This window comes from Candidatus Bartonella washoeensis Sb944nv (assembly GCF_000278135.1).
GTDB lineage: Bacteria > Pseudomonadota > Alphaproteobacteria > Rhizobiales > Rhizobiaceae > Bartonella > Bartonella washoeensis.
This window is the reverse complement of sequence record NZ_JH725023.1, coordinates 477,737-497,668: the sequence shown is the minus strand read 5'-3', so window position 1 is coordinate 497,668 and position 19,932 is coordinate 477,737. Positions and strand designations below refer to the sequence as shown.

At 36.6% G+C, this 19,932-nt stretch carries 10 protein-coding genes, 1 tRNA gene and 2 pseudogenes; 5 read left to right on the top strand and 8 right to left on the bottom strand.

Annotated features, from left to right (window positions below; translation table 11 throughout):
- The 5 genes and pseudogenes from MCQ_RS04630 to MCQ_RS04615 all read right to left on the bottom strand — a co-directional run.
- Positions 1–2,609: pseudogene (locus MCQ_RS04630) on the bottom strand (hypothetical protein); the annotation flags it as partial.
- 555 nt (positions 2,610–3,164) lie between these two features.
- A pseudogene (locus MCQ_RS09920) lies at positions 3,165–3,287 on the bottom strand (hypothetical protein); the annotation flags it as partial.
- A 295-nt stretch (positions 3,288–3,582) separates the two neighbouring features.
- Entirely contained in the window at positions 3,583–3,879 is a 297-nt protein-coding gene (locus MCQ_RS04625; protein WP_006923842.1) for a hypothetical protein, read from the bottom strand.
- Positions 3,855–4,595, bottom strand: a complete 741-nt coding sequence (locus MCQ_RS04620; RefSeq protein ID WP_006923841.1) for a hypothetical protein — start codon at positions 4,593–4,595, stop codon at positions 3,855–3,857. Before MCQ_RS04620 ends, MCQ_RS04625 begins: the two co-directional genes overlap by 25 nt.
- Positions 4,596–5,334: 739 nt before the next feature.
- On the bottom strand, positions 5,335–10,755 hold the full coding sequence (locus MCQ_RS04615) for a Vomp family autotransporter (RefSeq protein ID WP_006923840.1): 5,421 nt from the start codon (positions 10,753–10,755) through the stop codon (positions 5,335–5,337).
- Between the two features lie 1,583 nt (positions 10,756–12,338).
- Between MCQ_RS04615 and MCQ_RS09800 the strand changes: the two genes are divergently transcribed.
- Both MCQ_RS09800 and rimL read left to right on the top strand, forming a co-directional pair.
- Positions 12,339–12,467: a hypothetical protein gene (locus MCQ_RS09800; RefSeq protein WP_006923839.1), complete on the top strand. Its 129-nt coding sequence runs from the start codon at positions 12,339–12,341 to the stop codon at positions 12,465–12,467.
- Positions 12,461–14,089 carry a 50S ribosomal protein L7/L12-serine acetyltransferase gene (gene rimL / locus MCQ_RS04610; protein WP_006923838.1) on the top strand — a complete coding sequence of 543 codons (1,629 nt, stop codon included), beginning with the start codon at positions 12,461–12,463 and terminating at the stop codon, positions 14,087–14,089. Before MCQ_RS09800 ends, rimL begins: the two co-directional genes overlap by 7 nt.
- A 201-nt stretch (positions 14,090–14,290) precedes the next feature.
- Here the strand turns inward: rimL and MCQ_RS04605 are convergent, their stop codons facing one another.
- Positions 14,291–14,854 carry a helix-turn-helix domain-containing protein gene (locus tag MCQ_RS04605; RefSeq protein ID WP_006923837.1) on the bottom strand — a complete coding sequence of 188 codons (564 nt, stop codon included), beginning with the start codon at positions 14,852–14,854 and terminating at the stop codon, positions 14,291–14,293.
- Between the two features lie 101 nt (positions 14,855–14,955).
- A complete protein-coding gene (locus MCQ_RS04600) occupies positions 14,956–15,483 on the bottom strand; it encodes a helix-turn-helix domain-containing protein (protein ID WP_006923836.1) in 528 nt (175 codons plus the stop codon).
- A 536-nt stretch (positions 15,484–16,019) separates the two neighbouring features.
- Here MCQ_RS04600 and MCQ_RS09915 point away from each other — a divergent pair.
- From MCQ_RS09915 to MCQ_RS04590, 3 genes are all read left to right on the top strand, one after another.
- Positions 16,020–16,229, top strand: coding sequence for a hypothetical protein (locus MCQ_RS09915; RefSeq protein WP_108702503.1), 210 nt, complete (start codon positions 16,020–16,022; stop codon positions 16,227–16,229).
- A complete protein-coding gene (locus MCQ_RS04595; RefSeq protein WP_006923835.1) occupies positions 16,226–16,495 on the top strand; it encodes a hypothetical protein in 270 nt (89 codons plus the stop codon). The genes MCQ_RS09915 and MCQ_RS04595 overlap by 4 nt, the downstream gene beginning before the upstream one ends.
- A 1,128-nt stretch (positions 16,496–17,623) precedes the next feature.
- Positions 17,624–18,400, top strand: coding sequence for a class I SAM-dependent methyltransferase (locus tag MCQ_RS04590; RefSeq protein ID WP_181461087.1), 777 nt, complete (start codon positions 17,624–17,626; stop codon positions 18,398–18,400).
- 1,114 nt (positions 18,401–19,514) lie between these two features.
- Here the strand turns inward: MCQ_RS04590 and MCQ_RS04585 are convergent.
- Positions 19,515–19,604 (bottom strand) — tRNA-Ser (locus MCQ_RS04585).
- Positions 19,605–19,932 lie beyond the last annotated feature (328 nt).

Below are 19,932 nucleotides of genomic sequence, written 5' to 3'. Positions count from 1 at the left end.
TCATTCTTAATATTCTTGAATGAATCTTTAACTTTCTCAAATGAATTACCCACACCGGTAAACGCAGATGCTACATCATCATAGGTCGTTTCAGAAACGCTGCCCTCAGAATTGAAGTTCTTAACCGTGAATGTAGGAGTAACCCAAGTGCCATTCTCATAGCTAGCGCCACCACCTAAAGTCTTCGCAACCTTATCACCTAGGGTATAAAGCTGTGCACCATTTACTGCTTCTGTTGAAGTATCCGCAAGTGTCCCTGCTTTTAGACCAGAAATTGTCCGACTATTCTTCTCTTGATTCAAAATACTGATTTCATTACCATCAGTTCCCTCACCAATAGTAATAGGTTCAGTCTCTTTATCCTGCTTAACAAGACTATCACTCACAACATTGTTAATCTCTTTTTTAAGCTCATTTTTAATATTCGTGAAAGAAGTGCCAACACCCTCAAACGCAGCTGCAATATTCATATAGCTTTCTTCGCCTTCACTGCCATCATCTTTAATTGTTTTAATCTTAAAAGCTGGATCGCTCCAGTTTCCATAGCCAAAATCAGCACCCCCCCCCAAATACGTAGCTATCTTGTTACCCAGTACATACATCTGACTACCATTCACGGCTTCGTTTGAATTTTCAGTAAGCTTCCCACCGCTCAAACCAGAAATGGTCCGAGTAAACTTATCTTGATTCAACACACTGATTTCAATGCCACCAGTTTCCTTACCAATGGTGATCACACCCGTTCCCTTTTTGCTAACTTCATCACTGCTGAGCAATTTCGTTTCTTCCTCTTGCTTAACAAGGAGATTTTTCTTCACCTCTGTAATTTTATTGTTAACATTTGTGAAAGAACTATTTACACCTTCGAAAGCAGAGCCAACATCATTATATTGTTGATCCTGAATTTTATAAGTGGGTCCTTTACCTTGAAGAACATTTGCACCACCACCAAAATAGGTTGATATATTCTTATCAAGAGAAGATATATTACTGTTAGCTGTGGTTATATCAGCAGTATTCTTAGTAATTTTAGTATTGGCTTCAGTAATCTTATTCGTATTTTGGGTTACATTATTATTGGTTGCATAAAGCTGAGACCCAGTCACTGCTTGTTGCGAATTTGCAGAGAGTTCTCCAGCCTTAATGTTTTTTATCTCTTTATTTCCAGCATCAATGCCAGCAGTCGTTATTTTCGGACCACTCGTAATAACTAAACCTGTTGCATCTAAGGTATTTCCACCAACTTTTGCACGATCCAGTGTAATATCCTTAGCCAGATCAAATTTTATATTGTTGTCTTTTTCGCCTTTTGTAATTTTCAGATTTGTACTGCCAGCAGCTAAATCTACTGTCCCACCTATGCTAACATCTGTAGCATTAGCCCCACCAACGGAAAGCTTCCAACCTTGTGCCGCGAAAGCTCTTAACGCTTTTAACTGCGCAACATTAACTGCATCTGTATCTAGAGTTCCAGCTGCTATCCCGGTAATTTGTCGTGTTTTCCAGTCCTTAGCATCACCTGTTATAACACCAACACTAACTGCACCAAAATCAGGTGAGGACTTCCATATCACATTTGTTTGTGTTGTATTTTTCCCAGTAATCGGATCATAACCTGCAATATTACCTGGAATACTAGCCACAGATCCCTTTCCTATGGCAACACCTCCGTCAACCTTCGCTTCAGCCTGAGAGCCTAAAGCAATACTACCGTAATTATATGCTCTTGAATAAAAGCCAATAGAAATACTTCTATTGTTATACGCATATGCACGATGACCTAAAGCAGTTGCACCATAGTCTAGTGCCTTAGAAATAGCACCTACTGCTGTCGTATAGTCACCCTTAGCCGTTGTATAATCATCTCCATTCTCCTTATGATATTCTGAACCTATTGCAATAGCACTCTTACCGGAAGCATGAGCCATTTTACCTATAGCAATATTATCAATATCCTTTGTCTGTGCCCATGGCCCCATCGCAATAGCACTATTCCCTATTGCCTGGGAGTTATAGCCTGAACTAAGAGGATGGCTTTCACCATAATCTTCTTCAGTTATTGGAAGCACATTTGGCATCGCTCTTGTCAAAAATTGTGTTGAATGATTATCTGATGCAGGTTGCTCACCGATAAGTGCAAAAACTTCAAATGATTGTGCTTGTTCATCTGCCGTAACACTACTATTAGGTCGTCCATTCCTTATTGTCATACCAGCATGCAATGGCTCTAATACCGCTGCTTGTTCAATTGAAGGCGCAAAAATTTCAACAGAATGCGCTCCTCCACTCATCTCATTGGCTTGCAAACCTTCAGCGCCGGCCGTTACATCCACGCTCATCACACCAGCACTCACTGGAACAGATGCCATTGCTTGTTCATCTAAAGATACAGGTGCAAAAACACCAACAGATTGAACTTGCTCATTTGTCTTAACATTATTGGGTTGTCCATTCCCCGTGTCTCCACTTACACCAGCATTTGCAGGAGAAAAATTCGACAAAAATGCAACCACAGCAACCAACGAAACCTCTCTCACCAAAGATGGTGAATAAAGAAAACGAGAATAATTCAAATTACTCGTGGCTCGTGTGGCATAGAATTTTTTCATAATAAACTCTCCGAACAGGAAAAGACATAAAAAAGACACATTTTAGCGCTATCTATATCTTCAGTTTTTATTTATTGGTTTACGTAAATTTACTTTGTTTGCGGCCTGTGATTGTTTTTTATATCGTAGATGTCTTTGAGGAGAAAAATGGCAGGGTATGTCGTTTTGATATAAAGGGTTTTTACACTAACGATCTAGGATACGTAGAAGAGTGTGAATGAAAGTTACGTATTGGTATGTGATTCTTTTGTTTTTTTTAAATTCGTTTCTTCTCCCCTCATAAGAAGAATGTCTTTTATTTATTACCATAATGAATCTTATTTATTGATATAACCTTTAAATATAAAACATATTGACAAAATAGCAAGAAAAAAAATGCAATTTTAATGTGCGTTTGAAAAATCTTTAATACAAAGAATTAAATACTTTTTTGTATAAATTTATTTAAATTACATTTTATTTAAGCATTGTGTAATTTTTTATTTGAAAAATTTTTTCTATATAAAATTTTCACCCTCGTATAAAATATTGTATAAAATAAAGGTAAATGGAAATTTAATTGAAATATTTTATCGTTTTTTCATCTAGTGTCATAGTGAATCCTACCCCTCCTCCCCTGTAACCTCCAACACTGGGTATAGATAAGTTAGAGCGAATGTTTCCATTTCTAAACGTATAACCAGCACCAAAAGCAAGGGCAGGTTGGCTACGCCATAAACCAGCACCAAATCCAAAACTTCATTTTCTAGGTGCATCACTGTAACGCAAATTAGATATCACCAAACCAATATTAGCAGCTTATCTTACCTGTTTACGTACATACCCCTGCAATATTATAACTCAACACTTTAAACTTCATATCAGTATATTGATGAGCTTGATCAGCAGAATTATTACTATTATATTATTTATCCATTCATCCGTATACCTTTTGGTATTGTTCGAAACAATCTTCATCTGTTCTTGAGTATAATCACGCAATTGCCGACCAGTAACCGCTTTCTTTTGAGCTTTTTTCAACTTTTTCATTCGCTACATTCGTAATCTTACTGACTTGACCGTTATAACTAGCGTCATAGGCTCCTTTCTCTTCATTCCAATTTAAATTATTGGTATTGATATTGTTGGCAATCTTACTAATAGGATCGTTGATACTCGACGTGCTATCACTTATACTATCGAAAGCACTCGCAACGTCTTTATAATTCTTTTTCTCACCAGAGCTACCATCGTTCTTGAATTGCGTTACTTTGAAGTAGAAATACTCCACCCTCCATCCTTATAGCCAACACCACTTCCAAACTGCGCAGCTAACTGATTGCTCAGAAAATAAAGCTGCGACCTATTCACTGCTTGCATTGAATTTTCTGAAAAGGCTCCAGCCATTACTCCAAAAAGTAACCGAGCCTTGTTTTCCTTTTTCAAAACACTTACTTCAGTACCATCTTTTTCCGCACCAATCTTAATAAGTTTCGTTTTTTCATCTTGCTTAACAAGATTATCGCTCACTACATTGTTAATTTCTTTATGAAGATCCACAAAGAAAATACTTACGTGTTCAAAAGCATCAGCAACATTATCATTCCCACCAGGGATGTCTGAGGTTTTTTCTATATTATTACCAAACATAACATTAGTTCCCGATACATCACGTTGCAGTCTGGCACTGCCCAGCAGTGCCGCAGTTGAATCATTACACAAGATATCAGATACATTATTCGCCTGTAGACCTTCAGTACTTGCTGTCATATCAACATTCATCACATTGACACCCGATGTCATTAGATTATTATCCGATACCGTTGCTTGCTCACTTACAGACATCAAAACTTCATTGGGCTGATCTCTTCCATTTACTGTGACAGCACCGAGTTGCACATCTCCAATATTCACGCTAACATCATCATTTACAGAAGAAATATTTGAAAAAATACAACCATTGCAACCAACGCCGCCCTCCTCAGAGAAAATGGTTAAGAAAAACACTTCACGTCATTTTGCACACTTGTGGCATAGAATTTTTTCATAATAAATTCTTCAAGTAAGAAAAAAATATATTCAAAACATCAAAAAGATATATTTTAGTGTTAAGAGGATTTACTCTAATTATTAAACATTTAAGATTATCGTGATAGAAAAATATTATTTAAGATTCTGATAAAACCGCCATTGTATTGAGCAGCAGTTTTGTTAAAGGAATTTTGATTTTTTCTAATTTCAGGTAGTGTTTTCTTTTTACAATGAAGTTCGTGTAATTAACAATGAGGAAGAATGTTCAAGAAATATAAAAAGAGTATATTTTAGTATTACCATAAGATATGAAATTCACGGTTTTTAAATAAATAGCATTCATTTTATGTTTTGGAAAATTATATTATAAAAAAATTTTAATAATTATCTAAATAATTATCTATTTATAAATATAAATAAAAAATACTAATAAATATTCTATACCTTATCAAATAAATGTAATTTATTATACCATAATGAGATATTAATAATATTTCATTAGATACAGAAATTTATCTTAAATAGAAATAAAAAAATTTACTTTCTTAATTATGATAATAAAAATTATAAACCAATGAATTTTTGCGTGTACTTTTTATTAGAAAAATTATGGAATATGCTTTTGTGAAATTCATAGTTTAAGGATAATATTTTTTATCTATAAAAATTTCGCCCTTGCCTCATCAGACAAGGGCGAAAATTTCAGCTTTTCGTATTATTTTATTTTCAGAGTTATGGCACCACCTACTCCCCAATGACCACCAGCACTCGTTGCAGATAAATTAGAGCGGATTTTTCCATTTTCAGACGTATAACCAGCACCAAGAGCAAATGCGGATTGTCCACGCCACGCGCCACTACCAAATGAGATACTCAAAGATCCTGGGTCGTCGAAGTAACGTAGGTTCGATACAGCTAAACCAACGGCTGCTGCTTGCCTTGCCTCTTTACGTACGTTCTTAATATCATAACTTAAAATATTAAACTTCATATCTGTATATTGGTGAGCCCGATCAACGGCATCATCAATAGCATCGATAACGATATTGTTTACCCGTTGATCGGTGTAGTGCTTTGATTGATCAAGAACGATCTTCATCTGTTCTTGGGTGTAATCATGCAACTGACCACCATTTACGGCTTCTTTTGAACCCTTCTCAATACGACCATCAGCAACATTGTCAATTAATACAGGTTCACTTTCATTCCCCCCTTTTAGAGTGACTTTGTTGGTTTTTTTGCCATTCTGATCTCTATCATAGAGAACAACTCCATCTACAAGTTCACCAACCGTATTTTCAATATTATCGACTTTGTTTTCAATATTGATAACTGTATCACCAATATCTTCAATCGTATTTGAAATATTATCAACCCTATTTTCGATATGCTTAATATCTTTTTCAACACCTGTGATACGCTCATTGGTCTGCCAAAGCTGTCCACCATTTACTGCTTCTTTCGAATCTTTTGCAATTCTACCATCAGCAACATTGATAATCTTACTTGGTTGACCGCCATGGCTAGCATCATAGGCTCCTTTTTCCTTATTCCACTTTAAAGCATCTGAATCAACTTGGTTTTTAATCTCATCAATACGGTTATTTATGTTTACCATACTGCCATTAACGCCACCAAAAGCTTCAGCAACATTATTGTAGTTTTTCTCAACAACCTTGCCATTAGCATTAAATTCAGAAATCTTGAAATTAGGAGCAGTCCATTTGCCATCCTTATAGCCAGCACCACCACCAAAATACGCAGCAAGCTGGTTACTCATGAGATAGAGTTGGTTACCCGTTATCGCATCAGTTGAATTAACTGCAATATCTCCATCCAAAAGGAATTTAAGCTTACTCTTTGTCTTCCCATCTTTTGGCCCATGAAGTGCAACAAACGCCTGTTCTTCTTCACTCCACAACAAAGAATCTTTAGAGAGACCATCAATTTTCTGACTAAAGTCATTGGCTACATTTGTTATACGAGTATTCACACTTTTGACATTTGCATCAAGCCCTGTTAAAGCAGAACCAACATCATAATAATTAGCCTTTGCTACCTGACCATCTTCAACAATAACAGATAAATTATATTTGGGTCCTTTAAAGGCACCATTTTCGAATGAAGCACCTCCACCAAAATATTTTGCCACATCTCCAGATATTTTATTAATTTGGCTGCCATTGATGGCATCATGCGAGTTTTCAGCAATTTTGCCATCTTTAACATTAAGAAGAGCAACTGGTCCGGCATTTTCCTTACCCCCCAAGGTCACGCTACTATAATTAACAGAACCATCAGAATTTTTATCGTAAAGAACCGCTGAAGCACTTGCAAAATCAATATCTTTAGAAATCTTTTCTATACTTTTATCAAGTTGGTCTTTATTAACCGCTTCATCACCTTTCTCTGCTGCTTTCACACCAGAAATTGTCCGATGCGCGCCACCAACACCTGCAATACTAATTTCAGTACCAGCTGTTTTCTTACCAATGGTGATAATCCCTGATGCCCCTCCCTCTTGTTGCACAAGGTTATTCTGTTTTATTTCAGAAATCTTATTATCAAGATTTGTAATAGAAATATTCACACCAGTAAAAGCATCTGTAACATTATTATATGCCTTATCCTGAATAAGAAAGGCTGGCTCTATACCTGAAAGTACATCTGTACTGCCACCAAAATATTTCGATATATTGGTATGCACATCATTTAAAGTACTAATCAGATTAGAAACAGTCTGATTAGTAGTAAAGAGTTGTGAACCATTTACTGCATCGGTTGATGTTTTAGAAATTGTTCCATCTTTTAAATCGGAAATTGTACGAGCCTCACCCGATTTGTTTGCAATGCTGATTTTATTACCACCTGTTGCTTTACCAACAGTAATAAGACCATCCTCTCCTTCTTGCTTCACAAGACTATTTTCCGTGATATTAGAGATTTGATTATGAAGCACACTAAAAGAATTATTCACACCTTCAAAAGCATTAGCAACATTTGAATAAGGTTGCTTAGAGGAAGTACCATCATTCTTGAATTGAATAACCTGAAAAGTAGGAGGCCTCCAATCACCAGCTCCATCATATCCCGCGCCACCACCAAAATAAGTAGCAACGTCATTCATTGCATGGATTAAATGCTGATTAACATGCCTGATATTCGTATCAAGCCCTGTCAAAGCTGAACCAACATCATTATATTCTTGCTGTTTTTCCTGACTATTTTCATCAATAGTAGTTAAATTATATCTCGGTTTTCTAAAGACCCCATTTTCGAATGAAGCACCTCCACCAAAATATTTTGCCACATCTCCAGATATTTTATTAATTTGGCTACCATTGATGGCATCATGCGAGTTTTCAGCAATTTTGCCATCTTTGACATTAAGCAAAGCAACTGGCCCTGTATTTTTATCACCGCCCAAAGTCACGCTGTTATAATTGACAGAATTATCATCATTCTTGTCGTAGAGAACTGCAAAAGCATTTGCCTTGTTAATGTTGTTAGTAATATTTGTAACAGTGTCATCGAGCTGCTTTTTATTAACAGCTTCATCATCATTAACTGCTGCTTTCACGCCGGAAATTGTACGATCTCCATCACTGCCTGTAATATTAATTTTCGTACCAGCTTTTTCCTTACCGATGGTGATAAGTTTCTGCCCTTCATCCCATTTAACAAGGCTATGTCCTGTTATATCATTAATCTGATTATAAATATCAGTGATAGAATTATCGACGCCACCAAAAGCATCAGCAACGTTATTGTATTTCTTCTCAACAATAGTACCATTTGTATTACGCTGAGAAACCTTGAAAGTAGGAGCTTGCCATTCACCTTTCTCATACTTAGCGCCACCACCAAAATAATCAGCAATCTCAAGAAACCCAACGGTTATTTTATGATCAACCGCAAAGACATTTTTATTAACTACATCCAAAGCTGAACCAACATTAGGATAATTCTTGATACTTACTGTACCATCTTCTTCAATAGTAGTTAATTCATATTCTGGTCCTGTAAAGACACCATTCTCGAATGAAGCACCACCACCAAATTGTTTTGCAATTTTGCTACCCATAGAATGAAGTTGAGAACCATTTATTGCATCAGCTGAATTCTCATTAACCTCCCCATCTACAACACCAGTAATAACCCGCCCACCGCCTTCATTATTTTTAACATTAATTATCCTACCATCTTTTTTGGCACCAATGGTAATCAGCTTCTCATCTTCATTCCATTGAACAAGACTATTTTCTGCTACTTCTTGTATTTTCTCTTCTACTTCTTTCAACTGATTAAGATTAACTGCATCCGTGCCTAAAACACCTTCTGCCACTCTTTTAATCTCTTTATCTCCAGCATCAATACCGCCATATGTTATACTTGGACCACGTTTAATCACTAAGCCATTATCAGTTATAGTAACTTCGTCTCCTACTTTTATTGTATTCACTTGAATCAATTTGTTTAAATCAAATGTTACATTGTGGTTATTGTCTTTTACGATCTTAATGTTATTGCTATTGGCTTGTTGCAAATTTACCATACCATTCGGTCCAATGGATATAGCATCTCCACCATTGACAGCAAGCTGCCAGCTCGTTTTTGTCGCTTCTTGTACAGCTTTCAACTGTTTATAATTCACTGCATCGCTATCTTGAGTCCCTGACATCACTCCTGTAATCTTTGCATTGCCAGCATCAATACCGTCTACAGTTATTTTTGCTCCATTAGTGAATATAAAGCCATCGTCACTCATAGAACTCCGCCCTGTGGTGACACTCGTTAGTTTAAGATTATCACTCAAAGCAAATTTGACTGTATGCTTATTCTCTCCCTTTTCCTTTTCAATCTTTAAGTTATCTTTTCCCACTCCGTTGTCATTTTTCACTGAAAAATCTACTGTATTGCCTGCATTAACATCTGCAGAATCTGCATCGTTAACAGAAATTTCCCAACCTCCTCCTCCTGCTATGACATCTCTCATAGCTTTAAGCTGTGCAACATTGACTGCATCGGTATCTTCACTTCCCGCTGCAACTCCTGTAATCTGCCGTGTTAACCTACCATTACCACGACCACCAACTTCCCCAACACTAAAAGCACCTGTAGTGCTTTTCCATGCTATACCATCTTCTGTCGAGTTAGTATTTAAATAAGGATCATAACCAACAGTCCCCTTTTCTCTATCAGAGAGGGAGCCCCCACCTATAGCAACACCATCATAAACCGTTACTTGTGCATTTGCACCAATAGCAACAGAATCTTCTGCTTTAGCATAGGTATGCGTACCTATAGCAATCGAATTTTCCCCCTCAGCTATCACTTTTCTGTTAGGATTAACTTCTGGAGTTCTGTCAGAATCCCTGCTCCCTATTGCAATAGCACCTGAACTTTGAGCTTCTGCCTCTGAACCTATAGCAATAGCATAATTTTTTTCTGCTTTTGTTCTAGTTCCTACAGCAACGCTATTTTTACCTAATGCACTTGCAAGTCCACCAATAGCAACGGTAGATTCCTCCCTCGCTTCTGATCCCACACCCATAGCAACACTTGCTTTTCCAGCTGCAAGCGCAGAAACACCAAAAGCTTGTGCTCCACCAGCCTTTGTGGTCGCTCCTGCACCAAATGCTGTTGAATAATTCCCCGTTGCAGACGATCCACAACCCGTTACAAAAGAATAAACACCATAAGCCTCAGGCATAGCACTAGCAATACCACCAGTAATGGCAGCTCCCATATAGCCACCACTTTTGGTTGTTGCCCCATCACCAGCCCAAGTAACCTTTTCAGTCGTTGTGCCATAAGGATTACGACCATAAAATCTTGTATCTTCTATAAATCTCCTATATTGTTCCTCCGCAGTTATTTCTGTCCCCCCCCTTTGTTTGCCGCCGCGATCTTTAACATTATCGGCACCACAGAAATCATCATCACCAGCAAAGACAATACTGCCATGGCTACCATATGAATAAGAAACATCAGTACCATTCGTGCTCAAAACAGACTGTCCTGTTATTGCAAGATTCGCAGCAAAAACAGGAGAAACACTTGATAACAGTGCTGCCATTGCCGTTCCTAAGGACACAGCTTTAGCCCAATTTTGTGTTGAATATAATTTTTTCATAAAGAACCTCCTCCAACAGAGTTGAATATTATTACAACGCGCAAAAACCTCACGGCAAAACCCTGTTTGCGCCCCTCCCGAAAACCAATACATAAAGATAAAAAACACCCCATCGTGCTAGCGATTTTCATCACAGCATCACCCTACAATCTCTGAAAAGATATTTAATTTAGAAAAGCCCCCAAACCCTTTTAGCTAGAAGGATTTCAGCTAAAAAATAAAGCAAAAACCCAACCTTAAAACTATTGTATAATCTCCATTCAAACATATCGCGATCCATCCATAATAAAAATGGCTCCTTAAAGAGGCATTCCACCTTTCAGATAAAGCGCATGAGCAAAATGGCAAGAGTATAAAAATATTTTTTATTGTGAGAAGAAATTTATTTCTCATAAACACTGAAATATATAATAATAGTAGGCTCTATTTTGAGCATACCTCCATGAAATTTTATAATTTTGATTATGATAATCAAAATTATTGTTTACCATTGGAGCTTTATTCATAACTATCAGTTATTTTATCAAAACACTCGAATATAAAATTCCCTATTTTTGCTTCTGCTATAGGCATCATATTTTTTATATCATGCAAGACTTCTTGTTTTTTTGTTTCTCTTTTTTAAGTTAAGGAATGCAAAGAAAAGTAAGGGTATAGAATTTTAAAAATTGAGTGCTTTTCATACACAACCATTACAGTATGCAATCTTATATTTTTATACAAAATAGAAGAATACTGTGCACTCCCGCTGGTGTTTTTTCGCCTTTATGTGTAGTGCTTTATTTTGTGAGCTATGGAAATCAAACTATGGCTCATAAATATTGTCGTTAATCTACAAATTTATTTGCACTGTGCCGATAGAAATAAAAGGCCTGTTTTTATAGCTAAGAAAAAAACAAATCTGTTATCTTTTTGGTGTTATCTTTACCCTCTCTTTTAGCAAAAGAATATTTTCAGGATTGGTGTTAGGTATCATTTCCTTTCTTCCTAAAAAATGTATCATCTTAACCACCTTTCCACTACTAGCTATACTCTATTTTATGTGTAACTTTGTCATCATCAGATAAATGCCACTTTTTCATTAATTTATCTTGAAAAAATTTATGACAAATTTCAGCAAGAAAATGATCATCTCAAACACCCCCAATCAAAAAGTATAAACTATCTGGATCTTTCACGGATAAAACAGAATCATACAATACCAAAAGAAGCATATTAAGTTTATTGGTATCATACAAATACTCAACTGCTCTATTGGATACAGCTCCTTATATTGCTATAGAAGCTAAGAGATAAGAAAAGTATTGAATTCTTTTACAATAATGGTTACCCTGCTTTAAAAGAGGGGGGATTTTCCTTAGATCGGTAATTTGTGCATTCATCAAGTGTCAGATGCTTGCATTTTTTGTATGAAAGCACCTCATGCCTGTTTTTAGAGGCAAGAGTTCTCTCTATCAGAAATGCCAATGCGTTTATATGCCGTGCTAGGTTATACACTGTAAAGCATATTTTATAAATGCTTCTAACTACGTACAAATCATTCACTAAACGCAGCGTGTAAAAAGGAGAAAAAGCATTCTATTATGGCACAAAAGAGAATTCCAGAACATATTATTCAGTCCGCGAAAGAAATTACTGGTCGTCCAGACCACATTGATTTGCCCTTTTTTCTTTTTGATGCCGACAATGCTCTAAAAAAGCAAAAATGCTGATATTAGCGAAGAAGAAGTATTTTACTAATGCTAACATTGCTATTCCTCTTCAATCTTGCGCATTTGGATTTTTTTGTAGACTCTTAGCAGAAGAAGGGTTGAGCGTAAAAGTCTTCTCTGCTGACGAATTTTGGCTTGCCTCAGCTATAGGATTTTCTGACAAACTCATCATTTTAAGTGCCCCATTCAAAACCACTAAAGATCTGTCTTTTGCGTTAGAAAAAAACGCAAGCATTCATGTGGATAGTGTTAACGAACTTTGCAAACTGGGTACATTAGCCGCCAGTAAAAGTAAACGCTATGGCGTGGGCATTAGTCTCTCCCATTTATACCGTGAGGATAAATACTCCCGATTTGGAGTAAGCAAAGAAGAATATATTAGAGATATTTTGCCTTTGTTCTCCAGATCAGAGCATCTTTATCTAAAAGGCTTTCATCTTAATGTTAGCTCTTATCTGAAAAATCCTAAAAAAATTATGGAAACCCTGAATGACTGGCTTCCTTTTCTCGTTGAGCATATGCCACCTTCGGGATATCTTGAATTCAACAGCAATTTTCCTGTTGGTTCTTTTTTGTTTGATTCCGAGCTTGAGATTTGTAATCCAGAAATCCTCTTCTGTAGCATTTATGATATGTTAAGCAAATATAATCCAAATCTCTCTGAAAGATGGAAGCTTATTTTCGAGCTAGATTACTGCCTGGGCGAAAAAAATAGCTATGCCGTGGAAAGAGTTGATAACTATAAATCCTACGATAATGCCCAAGCAATACAAAGCGATTTATGCATCACCCAAACCCGTTTCACGCATAACAGAAATCATTCCCTAATATGGGAAGATACTTTTGATAAAAAACCAAATCAGAATGAAAAGATTCTCACTAATTTCCTACATCCGCAAGTTTATTATAATTTGAAAGCAGATCAAATTTTTTTGATAAGAGGCTGTCATCCCGATGACATGCAAGCTACTAACAAATGGACATGCAGAAAGCCACCAGTGTATGTTTGGCTAAAAGGAAGTTTACTCACTGCTAGAATGCCCTCCTCTATTTTGGCTAACATCTCCAGAGATTTATTACACAAAGAAGAATATCTCTACGTAGACGACAATATCCGGTTAGAAACACCATCAAGAAAGTTTGCCTCTGCACTCTATGAAGCCATCGACTTCAACAGAGAATACTTCAGTGCATTTATGGCATGGCCACGTTTTGTTACCGATGAAAACGATACAGCCAACTTTTTAGATTCCTGTTTTCTCGCGCATCAAAAAGACGAAGAAAAAACGTATGTTATTTTATTTAATGAAAATCCGATCGGTTTGCTTTCTTTCAACAGCATCGACAGTGGAAATAAAACCGGATATATTGGATATTGGCTTGATAGAAGAGCTCAAGGAAATGGTGTTATTACACGAGCGATAAAAGCTCTCGTTGAGCATTACTCCTCACTTCGTATTATCAAGCGGTTTGTTATCAAATGCTCTGTCGCTAACCCTAAAAGTAATGCCGTTGCAAAGCGGTGCGGCTTTGTACTTGAAGGAACACTGAGACAAGCTGAATATTTAAATGGAATTTTTCACGACCAAAATATTTACAGTTGGATTTCATCTGATACCTAATGCATATATAGCATCTCTATGAACCATTGTGTGCATTGTGTAAATTTTTTCGGGCATCTCAAAACGATAAAAAGATGCGGAAAAATAAATTAAGTGAATCCAAGGAATGTCGTTTGATATTAGGTTTTTTACTCTACAGGAAACAGTGAAGTCAGAGAGGAATTTTAGTAACATACTGCTTTTTTTTATTTTAAAGGACTTCTAATCCATATCTTGTGTGGTTGTACACTGTGCTTTTTCAGCTTCTATGTGCCGTTTCAAATGCAATTTTAAAAGCGGTAAAGTTGCTTCGACTTCTTCGATATCATTAAGATTTTGAATAAGTTCCTGCAACTTTCCATAAAGCCTTGCTGCACATTCCGCTACGTCTTCAGGAGGAAGTGTTATTTTTGCATCATAATAGGTCGTATAAACCAAATGCCCAAGTTTTTTCATCAGCCTAGCAGGAATAGCTTGCGGTTTAAAACCAGAAGCTTTCGCCTTTGTCATGTCCGTAAACATTTCACCATTGCCAGTTACAAGCCAGTCCAATGAAATACCACAAATTTCTTGGTACTTCGAGAGAACAGAAGCGGTAGGTTCACTTATACCAGTTTCATAAGTTCCTATGGAACCAGCAGTCACACCAAGATGTTCAGCAAACTGCTTACGTTCCGTGAAACCAAGAATGCGACGCACTTCACGGAAACGTTCTGCTAGCTCAGTTTTAAGCTCTGCTTCTGGACGTGCCCAAAAAATCACTCCAAAATCAACACAAAATGGCACAGTTTAACATGAAGTTTTGTACTCAGCGGTAAAAGAAATAATGAGAGACAAATACATGATAACGCGTTATTTTTTAACTGGATTTTTATTTCATAGCACTGTTAGTCCGTCTCTTGTGTGGTTGCTAGATGTGCTCTTTCAGCATCAATTTGACGTTTTAAATGCAATTTCAAAAGAGGAAAAGCTGCTTCGACTTCTTCTATATCATTGATGTTTTGAACAAGCTCTTGCAGCTTTCCATAAAGCCTTGCTGCACATTCCGCTACATCTTCAGGAGGAAGTGTTATTTTTGCATCATTATAGGTTGTATAAACCAAATGCCCAAGCTTTTTCATCAGCCCAGCAGGGATAGCTTGTGGTTTAAAACCAGAAGCTTTCGCCTTTGTCATGTCCGTAAACATTTCACCATTGCCAGTTACAAGCCAAGCTAGGTTAACCTTTAATTGCTGTGATAAAGCAGTCAAAAACTCTACATTGGGAAAGGTGGTCCCTCTTTCAGCATGGTCATAAATTGCTTTATTAATACCTAAACGGATAGCTATCTGATCCCGATTAAGCTCTAAGCTTTCTCGTATCAAACGTAACCGCTTTGCTTGTTCTGTTTTGGGTTCAATTTCTTTTTTTGCCAAATTACATAATAATGCAAATATTGCGCTGAAACACTACAACTATTGCATTATACCTCTTGCTACTGCCCATTAATATAGGCGATTATTACACTATGACCCCACAAAAATGGACGTTACAGCATCTATTTAAGCAAGAGCGAAATTTATGACAATCACATAAGAACCGGATTACCATAGCATTTTGCCGATCTACACTATCGGAACATGTCCTTGGCACAGATCGCAGAAACTTACCAAATACCATCATCGAGTGTCAAAAACATTTGGCAGAGTTTTCTCATTGTATAAGATAAAAAGTTTATCAATGTCTAAAAATTCAATATGAAATGGATAAGATAAATTGGTTTTCCCCAAAACATGAAAGTATCACCCCTTCTTTAGAGGATGAATATTTACAAGCAATGCTTGCGTTAATACCCATGGTATTGATTGAGCTTTGATTGAAAATAATGAGAGCTTAGGGTGTTTGTTTCATCATCAAAATGGCTCCTCTTACGCGCAAATTAACAACCGTTTTATGATGTACCTCAAACACCATAATCTCTACAATTATTCACGATTGGAAGATTAAAGACCATGAAGCAATAAAGTTTCTTACTGACACTGGTCTAAAAGCTGGTATTTTGTGCCAAATTGCTAAAACCATAATGTTGGCGCACATGGCAGCTTGTGGTAATTGCAGTAAATTGATGCTTAAACATACTCAAAGATGCATAAAAAACCGTAATGTGGAGGAATTAGCATGACCCCCTTACCCGATAAGGAATTATCTGATACGCTTGTTGGTCTTTATGACGACTATCAACGCGGTTTTGATATTGCAGAACAGCTTAAATTGTGTGTGGATTTGGCTCTATCCCTTGAATTGGAACTAAGTATTCACCGTTTAAGCGAAGCAGATGCGGTTTTAAAAGAGGAAATTGTACAAACCTTGCGCCATCGCAGAAACTCTTATTCCAATGAAGATGAGACTGACACAGTTATTCATATGGATCTTGAAAAGCATAAATAATCGAACATAATCTCCTGTATTATGAGAAAATACTTTTCTTGTATAAAGCAATTGAATGGCCCAGAGAGTGGATAAAAAACTCTCTTTAAACACAGCATATAGTTTATCAAGTTGAGGTTTTGAACTTAGAACCAAATATATGTTTTTACCACTAAACCAAATCCATAGCTGTTCAGTAATATTGAAACTCTTAATCCAAAACGTAGAATAATAATTTGTATGCAAGACATTGAGCCTATGGTTGCGCTACTCCACAGTTCTAAAAACGCCCTGTCATTAAAAAAAGCCCTTTAAAGTTGCCATTCTTCATGCAGGAATAGTTCGTTGAATCTCTATGCACGCTCTGCATTCCACGAGGAATTGAATATAATCTTTTTAAATATATTCCTTGTGATCTTGGTGTTACGACATAGTGGATGTGTTGATGAACTTGGTTTCCGTGTAATATTTGTGCTACGTTGGCTAGATCTTTTCATCAACTGTTCGTACAATTACCAACAAACACATGAATCAATTTGGTTTCAGAGGTTTTATGGGCAATCCTGATACCACCATTATTTATCGTTACCTATCATCGCCACAAAAAAAGTATTACTAGAGTAAATTCCAGCTTTGATAGAGCTAGCATAGCTTTAAAAAATCTCAGAGTCCGCCATATAGCTGGATATGTCTCTACAAACGATATGATCCCGCTATATATAAGCACATGTACACAAACTCAGCGCATTTAACTCCTCACATTTTTGAAAATTTTTAATCTGGATTTTCTGATACAGTACAAATGGGTGATCTCATTTTTGCAATGGAGTATTCGGTATTGGCAGTTCCCGAGAGCAAGCTGTAAGTTCAATCTGACTAAAAGCATCAAAGCGGTAATCACACCAGAATTTGGACGAATTTTTTATCGGAATGCATGAGATCTTGGCATGATCACAATTGAGCTCCAAAACACATAATTTAAAGCATTATTTAAAGAAGAGGAAAATTTCAGCATCAATCTTATAGAAGGAAAGACCGAAGGTGTAAAAGAACAGTTCCCATTCAGCCTCCCTCGAAATTTATGGTTAACATACTGGACAAAGGATGGCTTCTCAATTATGTATGCCAACAATTATAGGGGGGATTCTTATGACACAAAACCTTCAACCGCAAAGTGAAAAATTTGACGGATTAGCTGATGATTATGATCGCTATCGTCCACGTTACCCCCTCACTTTATTGAAAACCATGCTACTGCCTTTTAAGAACAAAAAACATTTATCCATCGTGGATGTAGGAGCTGGAACCGGCATTGCATTAGAGGGAATTGTCAAACTTCTTGGAAAGGAACACCAATATCATGCTATCGATATATCGACAGACATGATTAAGCAGGGACAAAGAAAGTTTCCTACTGTGCAGTGGTATAAAGGCCGAGCCGAAAGCCTATTGCCTAAAATCGGCAAGCTTGATCTTGTTGTTGTGGCACAGGCGTTTCAATGGATGGATCGCCCTAAGCTGCTTTGCTCTGTTTCAGATCAACTTCGAACCAATGGTGTAATGGCAGTCATGCAAAACAATCGTGATTTTAAGCATAGCAAATTTCTAGACGCTTATGAAACATTGTTAGAGAAAATGAGCCCTAACTATTCGCGTTATTATCGTAATTTTGATTTTTTACAGGAAATGAGTGATGGCTTTGGGGTCAATCCAGAAAAGATTGCTTTCCATACGCACAATTGGACGATGACAATCTCATCCGAAGCCTTTATTGGAATGAGTTACTCCTCAACTCAAGCGCAACGCGCCATTGCGAGCCATGGGGAAGAATATTTGCGGCAACTGATTGAATTGATAAAGCAATATGAAGTGCAGGGGAGTTTGAAGATTTTATATCGAAGTGAACTCTACATGTATGCAAGATAATTCTGCATCTATGGTTACCTCCGCTACCTTTCGGTGTACTAAAGCAAACGAAGTGTGGGAAACTCACGCGTTATTAAGACGCGGATTTGAGAAATATTTGAACAACTTTTCTCCTTTAGCGCTCAATCTAACCCCTCGTTGTATTAGATCTTCACTGTCCAATTGGCGGGTTGGAACCTTCAACAGAAAACTTATTGGCTGTGCCATAGCATTTAAGCAAAAGCATTTGTTAAAGCCATGGTGACCGAAGCACACAAACGTCAACTTGGGTGCATTAAAATTGTTTTACGCAAAGTGTTGACCGAAAACATCCAGTTTTTTACCAGCTAGGAATTGATCCGAATAATATCCTTTAAGTCAGCTATCTATCATATATATTGAGTTGGAGTTAGTTGAATAAATGATAGATACGTTGTGTATTTAAGTTACCATGCATTGCTTTTTAAGCAAGTAACTCAAAGAGAACGCAAACCATTCATCATTGTTACAAAATTAAAATATAGTATTGATAATTTAGAAGATGCTCAAGAAATATTAAGGATCATCAACTCAAAAATACTCCTATCAACAATTATCGGTATAATTACTGATTATGAAGAAAGAGTATGTAAAGCCGTTTAGCAGATGTTATCATTAAACATTTAAAATAGTCTGACTTTATTCTTGACTATGATTAGTCAAACGTTTTGTTTTACTTTAATCTCCCTTATTTCAGCGTTGAGGATTCATACGGAAAGGTTTTGTTTAAATAGGAGAATTATCAGACAATAGCTATGCCCTTTATAAAATTAAAAGAGAAGTTTCTTCTGTCTTTAAATGATGTACCAGAGATCCGAAAAATTCAGTTAATGTACATTAAAAGAGTCCACCACATCTTATACATGTTGCTTAAATAATGTGACTCCCGCTAAAGATCTAATCATCACAAATTGTGATTTTTAAAAAGAATCATTAAAGGAGCTTTAAATGACCTTTGAAAAACCCTGGAAACCCCTTTAAAATTCCTTGAAAAAAATGAATTAGTACAAAAACTCGTAATAAATTTCACAAAACCCGCCGACAAGCTCCACAAAAAGCTACAACTTATTCATAACCTATTAATTACATTGATAAATGGCGGAGAGAGAGGGATTCGAACCCTCGATATGGTTTCCCATATACACGCGTTCCAGGCGTGCGCCTTCAACCACTCGGCCACCTCTCCAGAGGCTTGCACTATACCCAGAAAGAAATAACGTGCAAGTCTAAACTCTATACTCAAAATTCAAAACACAACTTCATTTATCAAAAGAAGATATGATATTTGTTAAATAACAAATACATCCTCTCTTTTTAAGAAAAAATTTTTTCCGTGGATAGTCCTCTAAAATGTAAGAATCGGTTGTCATCAATCAGCAATTTTAGTGTTCATTCATACACCATCTCACTCATGAACAACACTCTTTTTGCATCAACATACTGCGCATATTTCTTAAAAAATCAAATAATTGAAGCATCACGACCACAACCGTTACCATTGATTGTCTCCAGTA